25 protein-coding genes and 4 tRNA genes are annotated in these 25202 nt (G+C 65.1%); 14 read left to right on the top strand and 15 right to left on the bottom strand.

Features of this window, described 5'->3' with window-relative positions; translation table 11 throughout:
- The first annotated feature begins 19 nt into the window (after window positions 1-19).
- From imuA to R0382_RS10020, 3 genes are read left to right on the top strand one after another with little or no spacing between them, the layout of a single operon-like run.
- Window positions 20-703, top strand: coding sequence for a translesion DNA synthesis-associated protein ImuA (gene imuA / locus R0382_RS10010; protein WP_432719445.1), 684 nt, complete (start codon window positions 20-22; stop codon window positions 701-703).
- Entirely contained in the window at window positions 633-2075 is a 1443-nt protein-coding gene (locus tag R0382_RS10015; RefSeq protein WP_432719446.1) for a Y-family DNA polymerase, read from the top strand. The genes imuA and R0382_RS10015 overlap by 71 nt, the downstream gene beginning before the upstream one ends.
- 1 nt (window position 2076) lies before the next feature.
- On the top strand, window positions 2077-5172 hold the full coding sequence (locus R0382_RS10020) for an error-prone DNA polymerase (RefSeq protein WP_432719447.1): 3096 nt from the start codon (window positions 2077-2079) through the stop codon (window positions 5170-5172).
- A 185-nt stretch (window positions 5173-5357) separates the two neighbouring features.
- Here R0382_RS10020 and R0382_RS10025 read toward each other — a convergent pair whose 3' ends face one another.
- Window positions 5358-6653 carry an aminotransferase class I/II-fold pyridoxal phosphate-dependent enzyme gene (locus tag R0382_RS10025; RefSeq protein ID WP_432719448.1) on the bottom strand — a complete coding sequence of 432 codons (1296 nt, stop codon included), beginning with the start codon at window positions 6651-6653 and terminating at the stop codon, window positions 5358-5360.
- A 387-nt stretch (window positions 6654-7040) separates the two neighbouring features.
- On the opposite strand from R0382_RS10025, the gene R0382_RS10030 reads away from it, so the two are divergent.
- The 7 genes from R0382_RS10030 to R0382_RS10060 all read left to right on the top strand — a co-directional run bounded on the left by R0382_RS10030 (window position 7041) and on the right by R0382_RS10060 (window position 13000).
- A complete protein-coding gene (locus R0382_RS10030; protein ID WP_432719449.1) occupies window positions 7041-8009 on the top strand; it encodes a diiron oxygenase in 969 nt (322 codons plus the stop codon).
- On the top strand, window positions 8006-9046 hold the full coding sequence (locus R0382_RS10035) for a 2Fe-2S iron-sulfur cluster-binding protein (protein WP_432719451.1): 1041 nt from the start codon (window positions 8006-8008) through the stop codon (window positions 9044-9046). Before R0382_RS10030 ends, R0382_RS10035 begins: the two co-directional genes overlap by 4 nt.
- A gap of 73 nt (window positions 9047-9119) precedes the next feature.
- The gene (locus tag R0382_RS10040; protein WP_432719452.1) at window positions 9120-9893 is read left to right on the top strand and encodes a YggS family pyridoxal phosphate-dependent enzyme; all 774 of its coding nucleotides are present in this window, start codon (window positions 9120-9122) and stop codon (window positions 9891-9893) included.
- On the top strand, window positions 9890-10606 hold the full coding sequence (locus tag R0382_RS10045) for a glutamine amidotransferase (protein ID WP_432719453.1): 717 nt from the start codon (window positions 9890-9892) through the stop codon (window positions 10604-10606). Before R0382_RS10040 ends, R0382_RS10045 begins: the two co-directional genes overlap by 4 nt.
- Window positions 10603-11535 (top strand): pyridoxine/pyridoxal/pyridoxamine kinase, encoded by a 933-nt coding sequence (pdxK, locus tag R0382_RS10050; RefSeq protein ID WP_432719454.1) that lies wholly within the window; start codon window positions 10603-10605, stop codon window positions 11533-11535. The genes R0382_RS10045 and pdxK overlap by 4 nt, the downstream gene beginning before the upstream one ends.
- Window positions 11478-11741 carry a hypothetical protein gene (locus tag R0382_RS10055; RefSeq protein ID WP_432719455.1) on the top strand — a complete coding sequence of 88 codons (264 nt, stop codon included), beginning with the start codon at window positions 11478-11480 and terminating at the stop codon, window positions 11739-11741. The genes pdxK and R0382_RS10055 overlap by 58 nt, the downstream gene beginning before the upstream one ends.
- 23 nt (window positions 11742-11764) lie before the next feature.
- Window positions 11765-13000, top strand: a complete 1236-nt coding sequence (locus tag R0382_RS10060; protein ID WP_432719456.1) for an aspartate aminotransferase family protein — start codon at window positions 11765-11767, stop codon at window positions 12998-13000.
- 30 nt (window positions 13001-13030) lie between these two features.
- On the opposite strand, the gene R0382_RS10065 is transcribed toward R0382_RS10060, so the two are convergent.
- Window positions 13031-13915, bottom strand: a complete 885-nt coding sequence (locus R0382_RS10065; RefSeq protein WP_432719457.1) for an AraC family transcriptional regulator — start codon at window positions 13913-13915, stop codon at window positions 13031-13033.
- A gap of 135 nt (window positions 13916-14050) precedes the next feature.
- Between R0382_RS10065 and R0382_RS10070 the strand changes: the two genes are divergently transcribed.
- Window positions 14051-14698, top strand: coding sequence for a protoglobin domain-containing protein (locus R0382_RS10070; RefSeq protein WP_432719458.1), 648 nt, complete (start codon window positions 14051-14053; stop codon window positions 14696-14698).
- A gap of 1 nt (window position 14699) precedes the next feature.
- Window positions 14700-14921, top strand: coding sequence for a hypothetical protein (locus R0382_RS10075; RefSeq protein WP_432719459.1), 222 nt, complete (start codon window positions 14700-14702; stop codon window positions 14919-14921).
- Window positions 14922-15016: 95 nt separating this feature from the next.
- Here R0382_RS10075 and R0382_RS10080 read toward each other — a convergent pair.
- The 4 genes from R0382_RS10080 to R0382_RS10095 all read right to left on the bottom strand — a co-directional run bounded on the left by R0382_RS10080 (window position 15017) and on the right by R0382_RS10095 (window position 15494).
- Window positions 15017-15101, bottom strand: a tRNA-Leu gene (locus R0382_RS10080).
- Window positions 15102-15184: 83 nt separating this feature from the next.
- Window positions 15185-15258 (bottom strand) — tRNA-Cys (locus R0382_RS10085).
- Between the two features lie 50 nt (window positions 15259-15308).
- A tRNA-Gly gene (locus tag R0382_RS10090) sits at window positions 15309-15384 on the bottom strand.
- Between the two features lie 34 nt (window positions 15385-15418).
- Window positions 15419-15494, bottom strand: a tRNA-Gly gene (locus R0382_RS10095).
- Between the two features lie 250 nt (window positions 15495-15744).
- Here R0382_RS10095 and nadA point away from each other — a divergent pair.
- Both nadA and R0382_RS10105 read left to right on the top strand, forming a co-directional pair.
- Window positions 15745-16662, top strand: coding sequence for a quinolinate synthase NadA (gene nadA / locus R0382_RS10100; RefSeq protein WP_432719461.1), 918 nt, complete (start codon window positions 15745-15747; stop codon window positions 16660-16662).
- Window positions 16663-16705: 43 nt separating this feature from the next.
- Window positions 16706-17770 (top strand): bifunctional nicotinamide-nucleotide adenylyltransferase/Nudix hydroxylase, encoded by a 1065-nt coding sequence (locus tag R0382_RS10105; protein WP_432719462.1) that lies wholly within the window; start codon window positions 16706-16708, stop codon window positions 17768-17770.
- Between the two features lie 64 nt (window positions 17771-17834).
- Here the strand turns inward: R0382_RS10105 and rbsB are convergent, their stop codons facing one another.
- From rbsB to R0382_RS10150, 9 genes are all read right to left on the bottom strand, one after another.
- Window positions 17835-18773: a ribose ABC transporter substrate-binding protein RbsB gene (gene rbsB / locus R0382_RS10110; RefSeq protein WP_432719463.1), complete on the bottom strand. Its 939-nt coding sequence runs from the start codon at window positions 18771-18773 to the stop codon at window positions 17835-17837.
- 43 nt (window positions 18774-18816) lie between these two features.
- A complete protein-coding gene (locus R0382_RS10115; RefSeq protein WP_432719464.1) occupies window positions 18817-19755 on the bottom strand; it encodes an ABC transporter permease subunit in 939 nt (312 codons plus the stop codon).
- 2 nt (window positions 19756-19757) lie between these two features.
- Window positions 19758-21239, bottom strand: coding sequence for a sugar ABC transporter ATP-binding protein (locus R0382_RS10120; RefSeq protein WP_432719465.1), 1482 nt, complete (start codon window positions 21237-21239; stop codon window positions 19758-19760).
- 10 nt (window positions 21240-21249) lie between these two features.
- On the bottom strand, window positions 21250-21648 hold the full coding sequence (rbsD, locus tag R0382_RS10125) for a D-ribose pyranase (protein ID WP_432719466.1): 399 nt from the start codon (window positions 21646-21648) through the stop codon (window positions 21250-21252).
- Window positions 21645-22538, bottom strand: a complete 894-nt coding sequence (gene rbsK, locus R0382_RS10130) for a ribokinase (protein WP_432719467.1) — start codon at window positions 22536-22538, stop codon at window positions 21645-21647. Before rbsK ends, rbsD begins: the two co-directional genes overlap by 4 nt.
- A gap of 255 nt (window positions 22539-22793) precedes the next feature.
- Complete coding sequence (locus R0382_RS10135; RefSeq protein WP_432719468.1) at window positions 22794-23795, bottom strand: LacI family DNA-binding transcriptional regulator; 1002 nt, start codon at window positions 23793-23795, stop codon at window positions 22794-22796.
- A 74-nt stretch (window positions 23796-23869) separates the two neighbouring features.
- Complete coding sequence (locus R0382_RS10140) at window positions 23870-24367, bottom strand: type II secretion system protein (RefSeq protein WP_432719469.1); 498 nt, start codon at window positions 24365-24367, stop codon at window positions 23870-23872.
- Entirely contained in the window at window positions 24342-24719 is a 378-nt protein-coding gene (locus R0382_RS10145) for a type II secretion system protein (protein ID WP_432719471.1), read from the bottom strand. The genes R0382_RS10140 and R0382_RS10145 overlap by 26 nt, the downstream gene beginning before the upstream one ends.
- Window positions 24720-24727: 8 nt before the next feature.
- A complete protein-coding gene (locus tag R0382_RS10150; protein WP_432719473.1) occupies window positions 24728-25201 on the bottom strand; it encodes a type II secretion system protein in 474 nt (157 codons plus the stop codon).
- Between the last annotated feature and the right edge of the window lies 1 nt (window position 25202).

Raw genomic sequence — 25202 nt, forward strand, 5'->3', positions numbered from 1 at the left:
CGTTCTATATCATCAAGGCATGAAAATGCAGAATGCCAGCTTGGGCGATGTGCTCAGGCATCCGGCCATCTGGCGCGGCGATGGTCGCGCCGCAGCAGCGGTGTGCGTGACGAGTGGTCATGCCGGGCTCGATGCCGTGCTGCCGGGTGGTGGCTGGCCGTTGGCCAGCGTCAGCGAAATCGTCGTCGCCCGCCCGGGCATGGGCGAACTCGCATTGCTATGGCCGGTGCTGCGGCGTTGCGCTGGCCAGAGCATCTGCCTGATCCAGCCGCCGCTGCTGCCGTATGCGCCGGCGTGGGCCGCCGCCGGGATCGCGCTCGAACGGCTGGTATGGCTGCGCCCAAGCGACACGGCCGGCGCGCTGTGGGCGATGGAGCAGACGTTGCGCGAGCCCGGCTGTGGCGCGGTGCTCGGCTGGATCGACGGTGTCGATGACCGGGCGGCACGGCGCTTGCTGCTGGCGAGCCGCGAGGGGGGTGCTTGCGGTTTTCTGCTGCGAACCCGGCCGGGCCAGAGCTCGCCGTTGCCGCTGCGTCTCGGCATCGACACGCTCCCCGGCGGCGTGGCCGTGCGGGTGCTCAAGCGCCGCGGCCCACCGCTGGCCGATCCCATCGTGTTGACGGAGACGAACCATGCTCTGGCTGGCCTTATACCTGCCGAACCTGCCGCTGGACGTCTGCCCGGCCATCGCCACGCCGCCTAGGCCGCGCTTGGTGGTCGAGTCGGCCGGCCGGTTCGAGCGGGTGGTCGTGGTCGATGCGCTGGCGCAGTCGCTCGGCATCCGCGCCGGGATCAAGCTCTCGGCGGCGCTGGCGCTGGTCAACGAACTCGATGTGCATCGGCGCAAACCGCAGGCGGAGGCCGAGGCGTTGAGCGCGCTGGCGTGCTGGGCGCAGCAGTTCACGCCGACCGTCGTCATTGTCGAACCGGCGATGCTGCTGCTCGAAGTGCAGGGCTGCCTGCGCTATTTCGGCGGGCTGGCCGCGCTGCAATCGCGAATCGAAGCGGGGTTGCTTGATCTGGATTACACCGTGCAGACCGGCTGCGCGCCGACGCCGCTGGCGGCGAGCTGGCGTGCCGGGTGCGGCGAGGCCGATGCGATCACCGCGCTGGCCGGAGTACGCGCCGGCATCGCCGACTTGCCGCTGTCGGTGCTGCCGCTGAATGAGCGTCAGCATGCCGGGCTGGCGCAACTGGGGGTGACGACGCTGGCCGACCTGCTGACGTTGCCGCGCGCCGGCGTCGCCCGTCGCTTTGGCGCCGAAGTCGGCTTATGGCTTGACCGGGCGCTCGGCCTCGTCGCCGACCCGCGCACAGCCTTTGTGCCGCCCGATCGCTTTAAGCGCTGCATCGACCTTGATTACCCGTTCGAGCACGTCGACGTGTTCGTCCGGCTGGCCGAACGCTTGCTGGCCGAACTGGCCGGCTATCTGGGCGGGCGCGGTCTTGGCGTGCAGTCGGTGACGTTCCGCTTTGTTTACGACGACGCGCCGGCGACGCTGCTTGAGGTCGGCTTCGGCCGGCCGTTGCGCCGATACGAGGAGATGCTCGCGGTCTTGCGCGAGCGCGCCGAGCGGATCGCGCTTGCTGCGCCGGTGTTTTCGGTCGAGCTGCGGGCCGAGCAACTGCATGCGCTCGACGGCCAGGCGCTGTCCTTGCTCGACCAGCGCCAGCAGCACGGTGATCTGCCGCTGCTGCTGGCGCGGCTGCGCGCGCGGCTCGGCGACGAGGCGGTCTGCGCCATCGCCACCGTCGCCGACCATCGCCCCGAGCGGGCGTGGCGGCTGGCTGGCGACGGCGAAGCGAGTGCACCACCGCCATTGGGCGAGCAAGCCATCGGCGAGCGCCCGGGCTGGCTGTTGCCCGAGCCGCAAGCGCTGACCGTGCGCGATCAGCGGCTGTGGCACGATGAACCGCTGCGTTGCATCGGTCGCGCCGAGCGGATCGAGGCAGGCTGGTGGGACGGTGACAGCGCCGTGCGCGATTACTGGCAGGCACTCGGGCCGTCGGGGCGGCGCTACTGGATCTATCAGGACCGGCACAGCCTGACCTGGTGGCTGCACGGGGTGTTCTGACGTGGCTGCATTGCATACTGGCACGGCGGTGCTGCCGGCCTACGCCGAGCTGCACTGCCTGTCGAACTTCTCGTTTCAGCGCGGTGCGTCGCACGCCGAGGAGCTGGTCGAGCGTGCGCGCGATCTGGGCTATACGGCGCTGGCGATCACCGACGAATGCTCGCTCGCCGGCATCGTCCGCGCCCACCGGGCGGCCAAGGACAGCGGCTTGCAGCTGATCGTCGGCGCCGAGTTCACGCTGGACGACGGCTTGCGGCTGGTGCTGCTGGCACCGGACAAACCGGCCTACGGCGATCTGGCCGAACTGATCACTCGCGGCCGGCGCAATGCCGGCAAGGGCCAGTACCGCTTGAGCCGCGCCGACATCGCCGATTTCGCCAGCCGGCTGCTGGCGCTGTGGTTGCCGCCGTCCGAGCCGGATCCGGCCGACGGCCTGTGGCTTGGCGGGCATTTTCCGGCGCGCAGCTGGATCGCCGCCGAGCTGCTCGCCGGGCCGGACGATCGCGGCCGGCTGCTGCAATTGCAGTGGCTCGCCGAAGCAAGCGGGCTGCGCTGCGTCGCCGCCGGCGACGTGCATATGCATGCACGAGCACGCAAGCCGCTGCAGGACGTGCTGACGGCGATCCGCCTCGGCAAGCCGGTGGCGCAGTGCGGGATGGCATTGCAGCCGAACGCCGAACGCCACCTGCGTCACCGGGCGCGGCTGGCGCAGGTTTATCCGGCGGCATGGCTGGCCGAATCGGTGGCGATCGCCGCGCGCTGCCATTTCGTGCTGACCGAGCTGCGCTACGAGTATCCGGACGAGCTGGTACCGGCCGGATCGACGCCGGCGGGGCATTTGCGGATGCTGGCCGAAGCCGGTCTTGCCCGACGCTATCCGGCCGGGCCGCCCGCCAAGGTCGTGGCGCAGGTCGACGCCGAGCTTTTGCTGATTGCCCGGATGCAGTACGAGGCTTACTTCCTCACCGTCGAAGACATCGTCGCTTTTGCGCGCAGCCGCGGCATCCTGTGCCAGGGGCGCGGTTCGGCGGCCAATTCGGCGGTGTGTTACGCGCTGGGCATCACCGAAGTCGACCCCGAAAACGGCAATCTGCTGTTCGAGCGCTTTGTGTCCGAGGAGCGCGCCGAGCCCCCCGATATCGACGTCGATTTCGAGCATGACCGGCGCGAGGAGGTGATTCAGTACCTGTACCAGAAATACGGCCGCGATCGCGCCGCGCTGGCGGCAACGGTCATCACCTACCGGACCAAGTCGTCACTGCGCGATGTCGGCCGTGCGCTCGGCTTGTCGGAGGACCAGCTCGACCGGCTGACGCGCTCGCTGGCGTGGTGGGACGACCGGAAGGCGCTGGCGCAGCGGATGATCGAGGTCGGCCTCGATCCGGACAGCCTGCCGGTGCAGCAATTGCTGCAGCTCACCGGGACGCTGCGCGGTTTTCCGCGCCATCTGTCGCAGCACGTCGGCGGTTTCGTGATCTCGCGCGGGCCGCTCTCAAGACTGGTGCCGATCGAGAATACGGCGATGGCCGACCGCACCGTGATCGAGTGGGACAAGGATGACCTCGACGAGGTCGGCCTGCTCAAGGTCGACGTGCTGGCGCTGGGGATGCTGTCGGCGCTGCGGCGCACACTGCAACTGGTCTCAAGCCTGCGGCAGACGCCGATGAGCCTGCAGCAGATTCCGCGCGAAGACCCCGAGGTCTACGCGATGCTCAGCCGCGCCGACAGCATCGGCGTGTTTCAGGTCGAGAGCCGGGCGCAGATGAGCATGTTGCCGCGGCTGCGGCCGAACTGTTTCTATGATCTGGTGATCGAGGTTGCGATCGTCCGGCCCGGGCCGATCCAGGGCGGCATGGTCCACCCGTATCTGCAGCGCAAGCAGGGGCGGGAAAAAGTGAAATACGAGAGTCCTGAAATCGAGACCGTGCTCAGGCGCACGCTGGGGGTGCCGATTTTTCAGGAGCAGGTGATGCAGCTCGCCGTCGTCGCCGCCGGCTATACGCCGGGAGAGGCCGATGCGCTGCGCCGGTCGATGGCGGCGTGGCGCCGGACCGGCAAGCTCGAACAGCATCGCGAACGGCTGATCGGCGGCATGCTGGCGCGCAGCTATACGCTCGATTTCGCCGAGCGCATTTTCAAGCAGATCGAGGGCTTTGCCGAATACGGCTTTCCCGAGTCGCACGCGGCGAGTTTCGCCATCCTCGTTTATGCATCGGCGTGGCTGAAGCGTTACGAGCCGGCAGCGTTCTGCTGTGGCCTGCTCAATTCCTTGCCGATGGGTTTTTATTCGGCGTCGCAGCTGATCCAGGACGCGCGCCGCCATGGTGTCGAGGTCCGGCCGGTCGATGTGCAATGCAGCGACTGGGATTGCACGCTCGAACCGGGGGGAGGCCCGCAACCGGCGGTCAGGCTCGGATTGCGGCAGGTGAAGGGGCTGGGCGAGGAGACCGGCCGGCATCTGGTCGCGGCCCGGCCTGCCGGCGGCTATGCCTCGGTCGATCAGTTGTTGCGCTCGAGTGGCGCCGACCCGCGTGCGCTGGCGGCGCTGACCGAGTCCGATGCGCTGGCGGCGCTCGCCGGTCACCGCCGCGAAGCGTGGTGGCAGGTCAGTGGCGCCGGGGTGCAGCAGGATCTGGCGCTGGTCGAGCCCGACGCCGTGCCGGATCTGCCGCCGCTGTCGCTCGGCAAGGACATCGTCGCCGATTACCACGCGACTGGGCTGAGCCTGCGCGCGCACCCGCTCAGCCTGCTGCGCGCACGGTTGAAGCAGGAAAGGCTGCTGAGCGCCGCGGAGCTGGCGGCGCTACCTTCCGGCATGCCGGCCCGTGCCTGCGGCCTGGTTGTCGGCCGCCAGCGGCCGGGCACTGCGAGCGGCGTGGTGTTCGTCACGCTGGAAGACGAGACCGGCAACGTCAATGTGATCGTCTGGTCCGATCTGGCCGAGCGGCAGCGGCGTGAACTGCTCGGCGCGCAGTTGCTGGCGGTCTACGGTGTGGTGCAGCGCGAGGGCGATGTCGTGCACCTGCTGGCCAAAAGGCTGGCCGATCGCAGTGCCTGGCTCGGCGAACTACAGGTGAGCAGCCGCGATTTCCACTGAAGCACCGCCTGCCGTCGGCGCCGCGCACACGGCGTCAGCGCATGCCGCAAGCGGCTGTCCGAGGCGATGCGTGCGGCACGTGTTTCCATGGAAACGGCCTGCAAGCACCAGCCGCGCGGGCATGCCCGTCGGTCGCTGCGGAGCGCGGCAAGCGTGTGCAAGATGAGTTGCCGTGTGGGCTGTCCTCAATAGATGGTGCGCGTCCGTGGCTTGAGCGCCAACGCGATATCGCTGGCCAGCGTGTCGAGTTCGTTCAATGCCAGGTTGCCGGTACTGATGCGGATCGCTGATGGACCGTCGAGCCGGAACGGTTGGCCGGCCTGTACCGCCCAGCCCAGCGAGGCCAGGCTTTGTACCGCAGCAGTCTCATTGGCAACCGGTACCCACAGATGTAGCCCCTCGCCGTGATCGACAACGTCGACCCCGTGCCGGTGCAGACCGGCCTGCAGTGTGGCGCGGCGCGATGCGTAGGTTTGCCGCACCAGTGCCAGCGCGTTGTCGTCGAGCATGCCCTGCCAGGCCCTCGCGACGACGCGTTGCAAGAGCGGGCTGACCCAGCGTGGCGCGAACGAATGCCGGCGCATCATCGTTTTCAGCACCGGGCCATTGCCGGCGGCAAACGCCAGCCGCAGTTCCGGTCCGAGGAATTTGCTGACCGACAGTACATAGACCCATTCGCACGAAAAAATCTGCAGCGGCGGCGGCGGCATGGCGCTCAGCGCACCCCAGTGATCATCGATCACCAGCAGACAGTCGGCCGAACGCGCCAGCGCGAACTGCCATGCCTGCCAGCGTTCACGCGAATAGCTGACTCCGGTCGGGTTGTGCGCGCGGGCGGTCAGGATCACCGCGCAGGCATCCTGCAATACCGCGGCGTTTGGCACTTGCGCACCATTGGCGTCGACCGGCAGCGGCACCGGCTTGAGCCGCATGCTCACCAGCAGCGCCAGCAACGGCGGCCAGCACGGGTCCTCGACCAGTACCTTCATGCCGGGGCGGCAGCGCTGGATCAGCGCACGCTCGATGGCATCGAGCACGCCGGAGAACACCGCGACCGGGCTGTGGCAGCCCGCCGGTTCGAACATCCACCGCTGCGCCAGCGCCAGCAGTGCCGGATCGTCCTCGCCGGCATCGTAACTGGCCAGCGGGCTGGGCGTGGCCAGCCAATCCGGTTGCAGCCGTGGCAGCAGCCGGCCGTCGACATTGCCCGACGCCAGATCGCGCAAGCCGGCCGGCACCGCCATCTCGATCGCCGCGTGAATGACCTCGTCCGCGACATGCGTGCCGCGCCGGCCATCGGTCACGATGGTGCCGGCGTCACGCAGCATCTTGTACGCCGAGGCGACGGTATTCGGGTTAACGCCCAGTTGACCAGCTAGCACGCGGACCGACGGCAGCTGGTGGCCTGGCTTCCACTGTTCGAACCGGATCATCCGGTCGATGGAGGCGACGATCTCGAGAGCGGTGCTTCCTTCCAGCATTTATGTACTCATTCAAAATAAATTACAAAGAAAACAAAAGTCATTAATCCACGCCTACCCAGTGTTGCAGATTATGCAGAGAAATACTTGGTTTGGTGATCGCGGATCGGCACAGGGCGCATCCATGCTCATTCTTACAAGAGTTTATTAGAAAGTTATTAACATAGCGTACATCGATTTCGTCATTTCAGTGTCAAGAAAATAAAATACCAACAAGCTTGACGAAAGTATTTTGGCATCATCTAATGAACTAGTTCATAACTGTTTATGAACTAATACAAAATGAAGGGGTGAGGTCGGCATGGCTCTGAACTCCCGGATTCCAACTGCAACGCAGACAGCAGCACCCTGCAACTTCAACGCAGTATCTGCATGAGGCACTAACCCATGGCTTACTCAGAAGCGGTACGTGAAGACTCGGTCGCAACCATGCTCCAGCGGCTCTCGGCGCTCTGGCAGACGCGCGCCGCGGTCAATCAGGGGCCCAGCGACTACGCCGGCCTAGTCTTAGATCCGGAAAAGCACGATTTCAGCGAATCGCTGCTGCCGTTCAAGGATCACCAAGCGTGGCTGTCGGCCCCCCCGGCGCTGAAATCGCAGTGCCTGTCGTACGCATGGGGGATCTACAACCTCAAGACGATCTACATCGAGTGCGACATCGTGACGCCGGCGTGCGAAGACCTGATCAAGGCGCCGCCGAGCTTTACCAAGAACCGCGAGCTCATCCAGGACGTGATTTCCGAAGCCTTGCTCGACGAGGCTTTGCACACCCGCATGTCGATTGGCGCGTGCAACTACATCTACCGCGAGCGCGGTCTCACGCCGCTGGATTTCGAGGACTTCAATCTGGTGCGCTGGCGCGACGAAGCGCTCTCGAAATGCGGCGCCGAATGGGAGCGCCGGCTGACGCGCTTCGGCATTGCGTGCGCTAGCGAGACGCTGATCACCGATTACCTGAAGACCATGGCCGAAGACCAGTCGATCCAGGCCATTTGCCATCAGGTCACCCGTACCCATGCCGTCGACGAGTGGAGTCATTCGAGCGTCTTCAGCTTCGTGGCCGCGGATCTGGTCCACGGCCTCAGCCAGGGTGAACGGCAGCACCTGCGCGAAATCATCCTCAAGACGGTGCAACTGTTCGCCAACAACGAGCTGGGTGCGTGGCGCTCGGCATTCGAGCTGGTCGGCCTGCCGAACTACGAAGCCATCCTGAACGAGACCGGCGACAGCAATGAAATCGGCGTTTATACCGATTCGGTCGAAGCGCTGATCGAGCGGATCGGCCTGGCCGACCGTAGCGTCCGCATTGCAACCTCGCTGCCGGCATCACAGGCGGTGGCGGAGGCGACGTCATGAGCGCGGTGATGCACGCACGTTGCGAGCAGGCGCATACGGAAGCCGGCGGCGTGAAGGTGTTTACCTTGCGCACGCAGTCGATCCGGAGCGATCTGCATCCTCACCTCGAACCCGGTGCGCATGTCGCGATCGAGTACCCGGATACGCGCGGCATCACCCAGCAACGCTGCTATTCGATCGTCCGTCGTCCGGCGCACGACACGTTCGAAATCGCGGTGCGTAAAACCGGCAATCAGGGGGTCTCCGACAGCCTGCACGCCAGCCTGAATACCGGCGAGACGCTGGCGATCAAGTACGCGGCCAGTCATATCAACGTGGGTACGGTGGCCTCGTTGCGGCGGGTGCTGATGCTGGCCGGCGGGATCGGCATCACGCTGCCGATCGCGCTGATCCGCGAACTGGCCAAGCTGGCGCAGCAGGGCAAGCCGGTGCCGCGGGTCGATCTGTGCCTGTGCACCAAGTCCATCTCGGCGGTGCCGTTTCTGCATGAGCTGCTCGAACTGGATCTGCGCAGCCCGTGGTTCAGCGTCCGCATCTTTGTGACCGGTGATGCCATCCAGTCGCGGACGCCGCATTTCCATGCGGGCCGGCCCAGCGACGCGGACTTGACCGACTCGACCCAGCTCGACGCCGTGGTGATTTGCGGCAGCCACCAGTTCGCCAGCGCACAGCAGGCGGCGATGCGGCGGTTGCATCCCGGTGCCAAGGTGCTGATCGAATCGTTCACGCCGCCGGTGGCCGCCGAGCCGATCATCGTCGACGCCGCGCTCGCGGCGCCGCAGCTGGCGATCGTCGGTTCGGACCGGATGCTGCGTGCCGATCCGCGGCAGAGCGTGCTCGAGCTGCTCGAACAAAACCAGATCCCGATCAAGAGCCAGTGCCGCTCGGGCATTTGCGGCAGTTGCCGGATCAAGATCGTCGACGGCGATTGCCGCCGGGAGGCGGACTTTGCGCTGAGCCCCGGTGAGCAGGCCGAAGGCTATGCGCTGGCGTGCTGCACCTATCCGTCGCAAGCCAAATTGACGATCGCCCTTTAACCCTGACCGACCACGCGTCGAGGAGCATGCATTGAACTCACCCGGTTTTGATCTCCCCCTGACGGGGGGCGGGGTGCTTTATCCGCAAGCGCAGACCCAGGCCGAGATCACCGCCAATCTGGCGTCGGTCCGCGAACGCATCGCCGCGGCATGCGCGCGCGCCGGACGGCATCCGGACAGTGTCCGCTTGCTGCCGGTCTCGAAAACCATCGATCAGGCGCGGATCCGTTTTGCCTATGCGGCCGGTTGCCGGGTTTTCGGCGAAAACAAGGTGCAGGAAGTCCAGCAGAAGTGGCAGGAGATGGCCGACCTGGGCGACGTCGACTGGGTGGTCATCGGCCATCTGCAGACCAATAAGGTCAAGGTCGTCGCCAAGATGGCCAGCGAATTTCAGGCGCTCGACAGCCTGCGGGTGGCCGAGGCGCTCGAACAGCGGCTGACGCTCGAGGGACGCACGCTGGACGTGCTGGTGCAGATCAACACCTCGGACGAGGTCAGCAAATACGGCCTGCATCCGGACGTGGCCGCGTCCTTCGTCCAGCAGCTGCAGCAGTTTCCGTCGCTGCGGGTCAAGGGCTTGATGACGCTGGCAATCCAGTCAAGCGACCCGGAACAGGTCCGCGCGTGCTTCATCCGCTTGCGCGATTTGCGCGACCGCCTACGCTTTGATCTGCCCGCCGGCATGCAGATGGACGAGTTGTCGATGGGCATGTCGGGGGATTTCGAAATCGCGATCGAAGAGGGGGCGACCGTCGTGCGCGTCGGCCAAGCCCTGTTCGGTGCACGTGCATTGCCACACCACCATTACTGGCCGAGCCAGCCCATTCCACAGGAGTACGCCCGATGAAATCGGTTCTTGCCATTCGCCACCTCCATTTTGAAGACCTCGGTACGCTCGAAGGCGTGCTGGCCTCGCGTGGCTTTCATGTCGAATACGTCGACGCCACCACCGCCAAACTCGCTGCACTGGACCCGCTGGCGCCGGATCTGCTGGTGGTGCTCGGTGGGCCGATCAGTGCGTACGACGAAACGATCTATCCCTTCGTCGAAGACGAGCTGGACCTGATCAGCGCACGGCTGGCGGCCAACAAGCCCATCCTCGGCATCTGCCTTGGCGCGCAGCTGATGGCGCGCGCACTGGGGGCCAAGGTGTATCCGCTGGGCGTCAAGGAAATCGGTTTCGGCCCGCTCAGCCTCAGCGATGCAGGCCTGGCGTCGCCGCTGGCGGCGCTGAACGGTGTGTCGGTGCTGCACTGGCACGGCGACCAGTTCGACATTCCGGCCGACGCGGCTCATCTGGCGGGCACCAGCATCGGCGCCAATCAGGCCTTTGCGCTCGGTCCGCAGGCGCTGGGGCTGCAGTTCCACCTCGAAGCCGACGCGGCGCGGATCGAACAATGGCTGGTCGGCCACGCCGCCGAGCTGGGCCAGGCCGGCATCGATCCGCGCGTCCTGCGCAAGCAGGCGTTGCAGTACGGCCCGGCCCTGGCCAAGGCGGCACGTCAGGTGGTTGAGCGCTGGCTCGATACCGTGATTTCCGCACAGACCTCGCCTGCATGAACGGCAGCGAACCACCCGGACGGCGGCGTGTGCCGTCGACGCTGCCGATCGACGTGATCTCGATCCAGTCGCAGCTCGTCTATGGCAGCGTGGGCAACTCGATTGCGGTGCCCACGCTGCAACGGATGGGCCTGCACGTGGCATCGGTGCCCACGGTGTTGTTGAGCAACACGCCGCACTATCCGTCGGTGGATGGCGGGGTGATTCCGACGACGTGGTTTGCCGGTTATTTGCGTGAGCTTGAGCTGCGTGGCGTGCTGCATTCGACGCGCGCCATCGTCATCGGCTATCTCGGCTGCGCCGATCAGGCTCGCATGCTGGCCGGCTGGCTGGCACACGTGCACGCGCACTGGCCCGACATCCGTTTTTACGTCGATCCGGTGCTCGGCGACTACGACTGCGGTATGTATGTCGAACCGGAGCTGGTGCTGGCCTATACCCAGCACCTGTTGCCACTGGCACACGGGATGACGCCGAACGGTTTCGAACTGGCGCAGCTGGCCGCACGGCGGCTGGAGACGTTCGACGATGTGATCGACGCCGCACGGGTCTGGCTGGCCGGCCGCGCCGAATGGGTCGTGGTGACGTCGGCCCAGGCGCCGGCGCTCGCCGACGCACCGCTCTGCGTGGCGATCGTGACGCGCGACGATGCCCAAGTGCTGACGCATACGCGCATCGCCTGCAACGCCAAGGGTACCGGCGATCTGTTTGCCGCGGTGCTGACCGGCCTGCTGCTGGCCGATGTGCCGCTGCGCGACGCCGTCCGGCTGGCCTGCGACGAAGTGAGCGCAGCACTGCAGTTCTCCCACCAGTCAGGCTATGCGGAACTGAGCCTGATTTATCCTTCCCGACTTGGAGCCTCCCATAACCCATGGACACGACCCCACACAAATACCGGCTCACCGTTTGGCAACATGGCGAGCTGCTAGGTTTCTTTGAAACCGATGCGCCGCGCGCCCATGAAGCGCTGGCCACGATCACCGCCCAGTTGCCGGCGGAGCAGGGTTTCCGCACGCAGCGCCTGGTGGCGTACGGCGAACGGCGGATTCTTGAAAGCGGTCCGGACGGGCTGCGCTTGTTGGGCGCGGAAGCGCTGTTTCAAGCTGTGCCATCCGTTGAAACATCGGCCGAATGACCCCGCCGGAGCCGCAGCGGACCATGACTGCTTCCTACCTTATGCACGCCTATTCGCGTCAGGCGATTTCGTTTGAACGCGGATTGGGTGCGCGTCTTTGGGACAGTGAGGGCCGGGAATATCTCGACGCCATTGCCGGCGTGGCGGTGACCAACCTCGGCCACGCGCATCCGGAAATTGCCGCGGCGATCGCCGATCAGGCGAGCCGGCTGATTCATACGTCCAACCTGTTCGGCATCGAATGGCAGGAACAGCTCGGCGCGCGCTTGTGCGCGCTGGCCGGAATGGACAAGGCCTTTTTCTGCAATTCGGGCGCCGAGGCCAACGAGACGGCGCTGAAGCTGGCCCGGCTGCACGCGCAGCGTCGCGGCATTGCCCAGCCACTGGTCGTGGTCATGGACAACAGCTTCCACGGCCGTACCTTCGCGACGCTGGCCGCCAGCGGCAATCCGGCGGTGCATCAGGGTTTTGCACCGCTGATGCCCGGTTTCATCCGGGTGCCGTTCAACGATATGGCCGCGTTGCGGCAATGCGCCGAAGAGCACCCGGACATTGTCGCCGTGCTGCTTGAGCCGGTGCAGGGCGAGGGCGGGGTGCACGTCGCCGACCCGGCGTATCTGCAGCAGCTGCGCGCGCTGTGCGATGTGCGCGGCTGGCTGATGATGATGGACGAGATCCAGACCGGCCTCGGCCGGACCGGCGAGTGGTTCGGCTTCAACCATGCCGGCATCACGCCCGATGTGATCACGCTGGCCAAGGCGCTCGGCAACGGCGTACCGATCGGCGCTTGTCTGGCGCGGGGCGACGCCGCCGCGCTGTTCCTGCCCGGCAACCACGGTTCGACCTTCGGCGGCAATCCACTCGCTTGCCGTGTCGGCTGCTGCGTACTCGACATCAGCGAGCGCGAACAACTGCCACAGCGCGCCAGGCGTTCGGGCGAACGGCTGCTGAGCGGGTTGCAGGCGCGGCTGGCCGGCCATCCCGGGGTTCGCGGCGTCCGCGGTCATGGCCTGATGGTCGCCATCGAAATGACCAAACCCTGCACGCCGCTGGTCGAGCGCGCGCTGCGAACCGAGGCCTTGCTGATCAATGTCACCCGGGAGCGGACGGTCCGGTTGCTGCCGCCGCTGATCTGTACGCCGGTGCAGATCGACCAGATCGTTGAACGCTTGTCGCGTTTGATTCTGCGTTGGTTGGCCGACGAGGCCACGACGGAGCGATCGGCGCAGGCTGCGACGGCCGAATTGGCCGGGGGCTAGGGGGCTGCGGTCGGGCCGGACCGTATCCACTCAGACCGGTAAGTCTGCCTCGGCCTCGCGCAGCCAGTCGCGCGGCGCGGCGCCGAACTTCTGCTTGAACGCCTTGGAGAACGCCGGCGCGCCGCTATAACCGAGCGCGTCGGCGATCACCTTGATCGGCTGGCCGGCGCGCAGCTCGCCGATGGCCAGACTCAAGCGCCAGTCGCTCAGATAGCTGGCCGGTGTCTGCCCGGTGGCCTGCTTGAAGCCGGCGGCGAAGGCCGCGCGCGACATCCCGGCCTTGGTGGCCATCTGCGTCAGCGTCCAGTCGTCACCGGGCTGTTCATGAATCGCGGCGATCGCCCGCGCCAGCCGCGGATCGGATAAGCCGGCGACCAGCCCGGACGAAATCCCCGCCACATCGGGATGATCGATCAGCCAGCGCAAGAGCTGGATCAGCACGACTTCGAACAGTCGATCCGCCAGCAGGCGCGAGCCGCAGCGGCTGCGGTCGGTTTCGGCGAACAGCAGATCCAGCGTCTGCGCCAGACCGGTGACCTGGCGCAGCGGCAGCAGGATCAGCGGCGGCAGCGCCTGCACCAGCGGATTGTGTTCGTCGCCGTCGAAGCGCAGCGTCGCGCAGGTGAAGTCCGAGCCGTCGACTGGCGGGTTGTGGAAGGCATGGGTGACGGCCCTTGGATAGAACAGCAGCGTCGGCTCGTCCACGATCAGCCGCGGCGCCAGACCTTCGCCGCCGGTATGGACGACTTCCATCTCGCCGCGGCGCAGCACGTGCAGGAAGGCCCGCCCCGGTTGTTGCTCGAACAGGCTGACGCCGCAGAGCGCGCCGGTATGGAACAGCTGTGCGCGCACACGAAAGCGCTCGAGCAGCGGCGACAGCCGATCGATCGACGGGAGCGGGGCAATGTTCGACATGTTTGGACGCCTGGATATGTTTTGTCGATCTTAAGACATTCATCGTATCTCAAGATCGGGCACATTAATCACAAGCACCCGCATCGGACGCTGCCGATGTTGTGCATTGACCCCCGTTCATCAAGGAGCCCGACCATGTCATTCCTGAAGTCGATTCTGTCCGCGCTGAAGCCGGGCATCGTGCAAGCCGACACCGCTGCGCCGATTCCGGGCTACACGCACGGCCAGGCATCCGTGGCCCGCGCGCCGTACTCGCTTGACGATCTGGCATCGCTGCAAAAAGCGCTGCTGTTCAATGACGAGGATGTCCAGGCCTTGCGCCAAAGCGCGGCCATTCTGGCCGACCAGACCGACGCGATTCTCGACGTCTGGTACGGCTTCGTCGCATCGACCCCGGAGCTGGTGGTGTTCTTCGGCAACACGCGAACTGGCGAGCCCGACCCGGTCTACCTCGAAGCGGTGCGCAAGCGCTTTGCCCGGTGGATTCTGGATACCGCCGAAGCCAACTACGATCAGGCCTGGCTGGATTACCAGTACGAAATCGGCCTGCGCCACAGCAAGTTCAAGAAGAACAAGACCGATGGTGCCCAAAGCACGGCCCAGGTCAATTTCCGCTACATCCCGGCACTGACGATTCCGATCACCACAACGCTGAAACCTTTCCTGGCCAAGCACGGCGCATCGGCGGCCGAAGTCGAGAAAATACACGCTGCCTGGGTCAAGTCGGTGCTGCTGCAGTCCATCCTGTGGAGCCAGCCCTATATCCGCGATGGGGAGTTCTGAGATGGCGACGATTCTGTTTCACGACGGCTGCAATATCTGCCTGTCGATTGCGGCGGCATTTGAATCGATCGGTTCAGGGATCGAGATCGTCAACCTCGGCGTGGATTCGCACCGTGCCGCCGACGCGCAGTCATTGGGCGTTACGCGCCTGCCGTCGCTGGTGATCGACGGCAAGGTCTTGAAGATCGAAGATCATTCCTCGATCGAACACGTGCTGGCTTAGACGCAAGGTCTGGGTCGCGGTACTGCCGCCTTCGATTGGGGCGGCCAATAAAAAAACGCGGCATAGTGTCGCGTTTTTTTTATTGCTGCCGTATCTGGTGCCCCGAGCCGGGGTCGAACCGGCACACCGTTAGGCGAGGGATTTTAAGTCCCTTGTGTCTACCAATTTCACCATCGGGGCAGGGTGCCGATTGTAGCACGCCATTTGCGTATTTTTCTGTCGCCGGAAAAGCAAAAAGCCCTGAATAATCAGGGCTTTTGTACTGGAGGCGGGGGTCGGAATCGAACCGGCATAGACGGATTTGCAATCCGCTGCATAACCATTTTGCTACCCCGCCGCAACTGCGACAAAAAAGGGAAAGTATCGACTTTCCCTTTTTCTGGAATTTGGAGCGGGATAAGAGGCTCGAACTCTCGACCTATACCTTGGCAAGGTATCGCTCTACCAACTGAGCTAATCCCGCATCAGCAGGCAAAACCAGAAATGAAACCGGTGAATGGAGCGGGATAAGAGGCTCGAACTCTCGACCTATACCTTGGCAAGGTATCGCTCTACCAACTGAGCTAATCCCGCTTCGCCGTTTTCGCTGCTGTGTTCTGCAACTGAGGAGCGCATTATGGCTCGCGCTTTGCCGTCCGTCAACACCTTTTTGCAAAAAGGACCGGACAGTCGAGATTGGGCGTGTCTTGCGGGTGTAAGATGCTGCCGTGATGCTGTGCGGCGGGACACGCTGCGCCGGTGAAAATCCGAGAGGCATCATGGACTTGATGCACTGATAGACCTGTCGCGGGGCGAGCCCGCGCATTTTGCATGGGGGAAGACCATGAGCAAGAAAGTCGTGACGCTGGCGCACTACTACTGCCAGCCCGAGATCCAGCAGATGGCCGACAAGGTCGGCGATAGCCTGGAGCTGTCCCTGTATGCCAAGGAATGTGGCGCCGACACCATCGTGTTCGCCGGCGTGCGCTTCATGGCTGAAACCGCCAAGATTCTGAATCCGGACGCCGAGGTGATCCTGCCCGACGCCGGTTCGACCTGTAGCCTCGTCACCCAGACCGACGTGGGCGCGCTGAAAAAGTGGCGCGAGGAACACGCCGACTATGTGCACGTGTCGTACATCAACAGTTCGGCCGAGCACAAGGCGCTGTCCGACTGGATCGTCACCAGCCGCAACGTCGACGACATCATCGCCAGCCTGTACGCCGACGGCAAGAAGGTGATCTTCTCGCCCGACCGCAATATGGGCGCCTATCTGAACTTCCAGTACGACTACGGCATGCCGCTATGGTCGGCCGTGTGCGAGGTGCACGACAAGTTCAACCAGACCGCGCTCGACGAGGCCTTTGCCGCCGTCAGCGGTGCCAAGTACCTGATCGCCCATCCGGAATCGCCGCTGCCAGTGCTGCAGCAGGCCGATTACGTCGGTTCGACCAGCGGGATGCTGAACTGGGTGAAATCGTTCGACAGGGAAGCCGACGCGGTGATTTTCGTCGCCACCGAGGACGGCATTCTCTACAACATGGGGCTGGCGCGGCCGGATCTCGACATCCGTCAGGCGCCGATCTATGCCGGCTGCCAGTGCAACTCGTGCCCGTACATGAAGATGAACACCATCGAGGCGGTGAAGCGGGCGCAGGCCGGAGTCGGTACGCGCATCGACTACCTGAGCCCCGAGGCGATGGACGCGGCGCGGCTGCCGATCGAGCGCATGCTCGAATTCTCCAAGCGTTACTACGCGTAGCACAAAGGGCGGCCGAGACCGCCCTTTCTTGTTGGGAGAACCGATGGCACAACGTCTCGATTACCTGGTTTTCATCGGCCGGTTCCAGCCGGTGCACAACGGCCACCTGAAGCTGATCCACGCTGCGCTCGAACACGCCGACAAGCTGATCGTGATCTGCGGCTCGGCGCGGCAGGCGGCCAGTCCGCGCAACCCGTTTACCTTGGCCGAGCGCGAGGCGATGCTGCGCATGGCCTTGCCGGATGCCTTGCAACAGCGGGTGTTCATGGTCGGCTGCTCGGACCGGATGTACAACGACCAGCAGTGGGTTACCGAAATCCAGAGCCTGGTCGACAAGGTCATCGCCGTCGACACCGCCAGCCTCGGGCATCGGGCGGCCGAGTTCCGCATCGGCATCGTCGGCAGCCGCGGCAGTCGCAACGCGTGGTATCTCGAGCTGTTTCCGCAGTGGCAGCGGCTCGAGGTCGACGACGAGCCGGGCATCGATGCGCAGTGTGTGCGCGATGCGCTGTTCGATGCCGGCGGCGAGCGCTTCGACGCCTGCGCTCCGAAGCTGGCCCCGGCGGTGTTCGACTGGCTGCAGGGCTTCCGCCGCGATGAGGTTTACGCACGTCTGAGCGCCGAGTACCGCTACCTGCAGGATTTCCGCCGTGCCTGGGCGGTGGCGCCGTATCCGCCGACCTTCGTCACCGTCGATGCGGTGGTGATCCACTCGGGGCATATCCTCTTGGTGCGCCGGCGCGGCATGCCCGGCAAGGGCTTGTGGGCGCTGCCCGGCGGTTTCATCGAGCAGGGCGAGCCGATCCGCGACGCGGTGATCCGCGAGCTGAAAGAGGAAACCCGGCTCAAGGTGCCGGCGCCGGTGCTCGCCGGGTCGATCCGTGCCAGCCGGGTGTTCGACCACCCGCAGCGCTCCTTGCGCGGCCGGACGATCACCCACGGTTTCCTGATCGAGCTGACGCCGACCGGCGAGGGGCTGCCGAAGGTGCGCGGCGGCGACGATGCCGACCGGGCGCAATGGGTGCCACTGTTCGAATTCAACCGGATGGAAACCGAGCTGTTCGAGGACCACTTCTACATCGTCAACTGGTTCCTCGGCCAGATCTGACACGCAAAAAAAACGGCCCCGGAAGGGGCCGTGAAAGTCTCTGCGGTGTACTCAATTTCGCCGTTTACTGGGCGTTGTCCTTGGTGACGAGGTTCAGCGGCACCGGAATCGACTTCGGTACCTGCTTGCCGTCTATGATTTGCTTCGCGGTATCGACGGCCATCTTGCCCATCAGATCCGGCTTCTGCTGGACGGTGGCGGCCAGCGTGCCGGCCTTGACCGCGGCGATTGCATCGCTGGTCGCGTCAAAGCCGACGACGACGACGTCCTTCAAGCCGGCGGCCTGGATCGCCTGCAGCGCGCCGAGCGCCATCTCGTCGTTCTGCGCGAACAGGCCCTTCACGTCCTTGTTGCCCTGAAGGATGTTCTCGGTCACGGTCAGGCCCTTGGCGCGATCGAAGTCGGCCGGCTGCTTGGCGACGACCTGCACGTCCTTGGCATCCTTGATGCCTTCGCCGAAACCCTGGCCGCGTTCACGCGCCGCCGACGAGCCCGGAATGCCTTCGAGCTCGATCACCTTGCCCTGATGCTTGATCTGGTCGAGCAGGAACTTCGCCGCCATCCGGCCGCCTTCGACGTTGTCCGACGCGATATGCGCGACCACTTCACCGCCGTTGACGGCGCGGTCGATCGAGATCACCGGGATTTTGGCGTTGTTGGCTTCGCGCACGGCGTTGGCCAGCGCATCCGAATCGGTCGGATTGATCAGGATGACGCTGACTTTCTTCTGGATCAGGTCTTCGATGCTGGAAATCTGCTTGGCGGCGTCGTCCTGCGCGTCGACGGCGATCAGCTTGATGCCCTGCGCCTTGGCTTCGGCTTCAGCGGCCTGGCGCAAGGTGACGAAGAACGGGTTGTTCTGGGTCGATACGGCGAGGCCGATCGTCGGTTCGCCACTGCTGGCGGTGTCCGATGCGGCGTTGCTGTCCGGGCCCTGCTTCGAGCATGCGGCGAGACCGAGGGCGATGGCGCCGATCAGCAGGGGTTTGATCCACGGTTTCATGCGACTTCTCCTGGTAGTGACGACGTGGTGATGGTGCGTCCGTTTACTTTTTCCCTGCGCGGTCGATCAGTACCGCAAGCAGGATGATGATGCCCTTGATGACCTGCTGGTAGAACGACGAAACGCCGAGCAGGTTGAGACCGTTGTTGAGGACGCCGAGCAGCACGGCGCCGATCAGCGTGCCGACGATCCAGCCGCGGCCGCCGGCCAGGCTGGTGCCGCCGATGACGACCGCGGCGATCGCGTCGAGCTCGTAACCGGCGCCGGCGGTCGGCTGGGCCGAATTGAGGCGCGAAGTCAGGATCGCGCCGGCAAGCGCGGCCATCAGCCCCGACAGCGAGTAGACCCACAGCTGGACGCGGTCGACCTTGACGCCCGAGAGCTTGGACGCCTCCGGGTTGCCGCCGACGGCGTAGACGTGACGGCCGAACACGGTTTTCTTCAGCACGAACCACAGCGCGCCGAAGACGATCAGCGTGATCACCACCGGGATCGGCACGATGCCGAACACGTAGCCGCTGCCGAGCATGTAGATGAAGTCACTGTTGAAACCGGTCATCGGGCTGCCGTTGGTGTAGACCATGGTCCAGCCGCGATACAGCGTCATCGTGCCGAGCGTGGCAATGAAGGGCGCGACCTTGCCCTTGGTGACGATCAGGCCGTTGAGCAGGCCCATGGCCGCGCCGGCAATCAGGCCGACCATGGTGGCGGCGACCGGATTCATGCCGCCGTCCATCAGCCCGGCCATCAGCGCCGCCGACAGTGCCAGCACCGAACCGACCGAGAGGTCGATGCCGGCGAGCAGGATGACGAAGGTCATGCCGAAGGCGATCAGCGCATTGATCGACACCTGGCGCAGCACGTTCAAGAGATTGCCGACGGTGAGGAAATCCGGGCTCAGCGTCGCGAGCACGACGGCCATGATCACCAGCGCGATCAGCGGGCCGAGTTTTTGCAGGGTGGCTTTGGTTTGCGGGCTCATCGTTATTGTCCTCCGGTTGCCGCGTGCATGATGGTTTCCTGGGTCGCGGTCTTCGCGTCGAAAATGCCGGCCTGCCGGCCCTGATGCATCACGAGGATGCGGTCGCTCATCGACAGCACCTCGGGCAGCTCGGACGACACCATGACGATGGCGACGCCGCTGGCGGCGAGTTCGTTGATGATCTGGTAGATCTCGGCCTTGCCGCCGACGTCGACGCCGCGGGTCGGCTCGTCGAGGAACAGCACCTTCGGGGCGATGCCCAGCCACTTGGCGAATACGACCTTCTGCTGATTGCCGCCCGACAGCGATTTGACGTCGAGCTCGGCATCGCGGGTGCGGATCTTCAGTCGTTCGATCAGCCCGGCGACTTCGGTGCTTTCGCCACCGCTGTTGACGACGCCGCCACTGGCAAGCTTGGCCAGATGGGTGAGGGTGATGTTTTCGCGTACCGACATGCCGAGCACCAGACCCTGGGTCTTGCGATCTTCGGTGACGAAACCGATGCCGTGGCCGATCGCCGTGATCGGGTTGCTGATGTCGACGGCCTTGCCGTCGAGCCAGACGTCACCGCCTTTGCGGCGGCTCGCGCCGAACAGCGCGCGGACGATTTCGCTGCGCCCCGAGCCCATCAGCCCGGCGATGCCGAGCACCTCACCGGCGCGGACTTCGAAGTTGATTCCGGAAATCGCCAGGCCGTCGTCGAGGTCGCTGACCTTGAGCCGGGTATCGCCGAGCTGGGCATGACGCTTGGGAAAGCGGTCGCCGATTTCGCGGCCGACCATCAGTTTGACGATCTCGTCGAAACCGGTTTGCTTGATCACGCGCTGGCCGACGAACTGGCCGTCGCGCAGCACCGAGATCCGGTCACAGATCTCGAAGATTTCTTCCATCCGGTGCGAGACGTAGACGATGCCGACACCGCGCGATTTCAGATCGCGCATCAGGCCGAACAGCACCTCGATCTCGCGATCGGTCAGCGCCGCGGTCGGTTCGTCCATGATCAGCACTTGTGCGTTCAGGCTCAGCGCCTTGGCGATTTCGACCATCTGCTGCTGGCCGATCGACAGCTTGCCGGCTTCCATGTCCGGATCGATGTTCTTCACGCCGAGGTGGGCGAGGTATTCGAGGGCCAGCTCGCGCATCTTGCGCGTATCGAGCACGCCGCCCTTGTGCTTCTCGCGACCGAGGAACAGGTTGTCGATCACCGACAGCTGCGGAATCAGGTTCAGTTCCTGATGGATGATCGCGATGCCGTGACGCTCGGCGTCCTTGGTGTCGCGGATCTCGACCGGCCGGCCCTCGATTTCGATCGAACCGTAGTCAGCCTGATAGACGCCGCAGAGGATCTTCATCAGCGTCGACTTGCCGGCGCCGTTCTCGCCCATCAGGGCGTGGATTTCGCCACGCTCAAGCTCGAACTCGACGCCTTCGAGCACCTTGACCGGGCCGAAGGCCTTGCTGATGTCCTTCATCTTCACGACCATGACCGCCTCCTCAGAAGATCACGCCGGCGTACAGCACGACGTTGGCGTACGGCGTTGCTTCGCCGGTGCGGATCACGGCGCGGGCCGAGTGCGTCAGGCGCTTGAGTTCGTCGTGGCCAACGTAATCGATGTGGACGCCGCTGCCGGCCATCGCCGTGGCACGGGTCATCACGGCCTCGTTGCGGTCGAGTACTTCGGTGGCGAACACCGCACGTTCGACCTGCATGTCCTTGAGTACTTCGTCGAGTACATCAAAGAACGACGGCGTGCCGATGCGCAGGGCCAGATCGATCCGTTCGACGTGGTCGGGAATCGGCAGACCGCAGTCGCCGATGACGATGCAGTCGGTGTGGCCGAGGCTCGCCAGGATGCGGGCGATGTCGCTGTTGAGGATGCCGTGCTTTTTCATGCAGCGTTGTCCAGGAAGGTGTCGACTTCGGCGCGCGTCGGCATGCCGCCTTGGGCGCCGGCACGGGTGACCGACAGTGCGCCGGCGGCGCAGGCATAGCGCGACGCTGCGGCGAGGCCGAGATCCCAGAACGCGGCGATCGCGCCGTTGAAGGTATCGCCGGCGCCGGTCGAATCGACCGCCTCGACCGGGAACGACGTCTGGTGTTGCAGCGCGCCGGCGGCATCGGTGAAGTAGGCGCCGTCGCGGCCCTTGGTCATCACCACCTTGCCCGGCAGCATCGACAGCAGCGCCTTCCAGTTTTCCGGCTTGCCGTCGAGGGCGACCGCCAGCTCGTATTCGTTTGGCGTGAACAGCGCGACCTTGCCGACCAGATCGATCGGCAGCCGGGCCGCCGGCGCCGGGTTGAGGATGAATGGCTTGCCGTGCTTTTGCGCCAGCGCGGCAGCGGCTTCGATGGTGCCCATCGGTACTTCGAGCTGCGCCAGCACGACGTCGGCGGCGGCAAACGCGGGTTCCGACGCGGCAATGTGTTCGGGGGAGAGTTCGCCGTTGGCGCCGGGGACGACGAGGATGGCGTTGTCGCCGTCACAGACGGTGATCGCCGCGACACCGGTGGCGGCCGTGGTGGAGATGCCGATCCAGCGGGTGTCGACCCCCTCGGCTTTCAGCGTCGCCAGCATCTGCTGGCCGAAGGCGTCGTTGCCGACGCGGCCGACCATCGTGACCTGGGCGCCGAGCCGCGCCGCCGCGACGGCCTGGTTGGCGCCCTTGCCGCCGGGATGCGTCGCGAAGCGCTCGCCAAACAGCGTTTCGCCGAGACGGGGAAAGCGCGTCGTCCCGACGACGAGATCCATATTGATACTGCCAACCACCAGCACCTTGGTCATAGCAACTCCTTCTGCATCCGTAGTACAGGCTAGACCGCTACCACGGATTCGGGCTCTGAACTCGAGCGATGCGCTGATGCTAAACCGTGTTAAGCAAAAAAAGTAGACCTGAATCAATTTTTTGTAGTGTTTTTTAGAAAACTACAGGAATCCCCTTATGCCGACGCCAAAGCGGGCCTAGAACGGACGCGACCATGCCGATCGCAGGCGTGAGACGCAGGCGGGTGAGGGGTTGGGGCGGTGAAGCGGGGAGGTTTAGCGCCGGCGGTGGCGCAGGCTGGCGTCGATCCAGCGCTCGGACTCGGCCGGCTGGCCGGCAAGCTGCGCGAGCACGGCAGCGAGGCTTTCGCTCGCCAGCGCGTGGCTGTCCTGCGCGACCGATTGCACCGGCTGCGGCAGGCAGTCGAGCAGCGGATGGTCGTCGAAGGTCAGCAGGAAGTCGGGGCCTTCGTCGCCACGGGCGTTGACGAAGGCCAGCACACCTTCGAGCAGGGTGATGCCGCCGGTGAACACCGCCTGCGGATAACGGCCGTGCCGCGCGACCCAGTCGGCCAGCCGTGCCTGACCCGATGCGCGCAGGTAGTCGCGTTCGCTGATCCAGTCAGCGGCAGGCACGATCGCTGCATGGTCGAGCGCCGCACGGTAGCCAGCGAGCCGGTCGGCGCTGGTCGACAGGCTGGCGCCGCCGCCGATGTAGAGGATTTCATGCGCGCCGCGCGCGATGGCGTCGCCGACCAGCGTTTCGGTCGCGGCTGCGGCGGCGGTGACGACGAAGGGGATTGGGCTGCCGGCGACGCGGCGATCGGCGAACACCAGCGGCAAGCGTTTGGACCAGCCGGCGTAGGCGGCCGGATCGGCGTTGCACGGCACGACGATTAGGCCGTCGACCTGCCGGGCGACCAGTTGGCCGATGCCGGCGGCTTCCTGTTCCGGGTCGTCACTGCTGCCGACGATCATCAACTGGTAGCCGGCGGCGCGCGCCAAAGGCTCAAGCGCTTCGGCAAGGCTGGCGTGGGCGAAGTTGGTCAGTTGCGGGACGACGAGGCCGAGCGTGTGGCTGGCGCGCGAGCGCAGCGCCCGTGCCGACTGTGACGGCTGGAACTGATGCTCGGCGGCGACGGCGAGCACACGCTGGCTGGTGGCCTCGGAAATCCGGTACGTTTCGGCGCGGCCGTTGAGGACCAGGCTGGCCGTGGTGCGGGAAACGCCGGCGAGCCGGGCGATGTCGTCGATGGTCAGGCGGGTGAAGGAAGACACGATGGTGGCTGGGTTGCTAAATCGTATTTAGCTTAACGGGCGCAGCGGCCCCGAACAAGGCGATTGCGCACCGGTCAGCGCGTCCGGCCGCCACCGCTGTTGGGCCACCAGGCAAATTGCCATTCGGCGAAGCTTTTCTTGTCGGCGAAGCCGCCAAACTGCGGCGGGAAATTGGCCTGCTTCAGCGGGATCTTGGCCGATTTGCTGTAGACGCCCATGAAGCCACCGCCCGGTGCTCCGATATAGGCCCAGTCTTCGCCGGTCATCGGATCCTTGTAGGCACGGCGCAGGAAGCGCCGCGGAAACGGCGCGCGCGGATCCTGAACCAGATCCTGCAAGCGTTTGGGGTATTGCGTGCCTTCGGCGCCCTGGATCGCGGTATAGCCCTTGATCGCCAGCCGGATTTCGTCGCCAACGCGCAGCAGCTCCTGCTCGCGTTCGCGCTGCAGCCGGTTCTGCCAGACATCGCCGACCAGGCCGAGGTAGATGCCCATGACCATGACCATCATCAACACCCAGATATAGCCGAAGCCTTGCTGGCGCCGGCTAGAGATCGCGGTAGGGCTTGCCATCGCTGTCATTACCTTGTGCGCCGCTCTTGACGTCGTAGACGCCGGCGCCGCCTTCCGGCGTGATCGTCTGCCAGCTATCGCGGCGGCTCGAAACCGGGTCGAGCGGCATTTCGCGCAGATAGTGGCGCTGGACCAGCTCGTCCAGCGTCGCCGGATAGCGACCGGTGTCGGCGTAGAACTTGTCGATCGCATCGCGCATGGCGACGAGATTGTGCTTGAGCACGGTTTCGGCGGCGCGGTCGGTTTGCTGGAAATAACGCGGCACGACCAGCGTCAGCAGGCTGGCCATGATGGCGAGTACGACGAGCAGCTCGATCAGCGTAAAGCCGCGACGGCGGCGGAGGGAAGACATCTTGGGGATCACCATTCACGGTACGGCGTGCCGTTGAGGCCGACGCCGTTGGAGCGTGTGTAGACATCGTAGACGTCGCGGCCTTCTTGCGGAGAATCGGGCGGGCTGGCGTAGCTGCGGATGCCCCAGGTCTGCACATTGCTCATGCTCGGGCAGTCGCAGAACGGGTCGCGCGGAATGCGCCGCAGGAAGTAGATTTTCTTGCCGGTCGGGTCCTTGGCATCCTTGACGCCGTCGGCAAGCACGGCCAGCTCGGGCGGGTAGCCGGTGTCTTCAAGCGATTTGCTGACGCGAGCGTCGTCGACAGCCTGCTTGTAGGCGTCGATCGCGCTGCGGATTTGCCACAGCGCCTGGCGCAGCTCGGATTCGCGGTTCCGCGTCGCCGCGACCTGCGACAGCGGCAGCGCCACGGTCGCAAGGACGGCGAGGATGGTCAGCGTCACCATCAGCTCGATCAGTGTAAAACCGCGTGCGCGATGCATG

This window comes from Jeongeupia wiesaeckerbachi (assembly GCF_050916355.1).
Taxonomy (GTDB): domain Bacteria; phylum Pseudomonadota; class Gammaproteobacteria; order Burkholderiales; family Chitinibacteraceae; genus Jeongeupia; species Jeongeupia wiesaeckerbachi.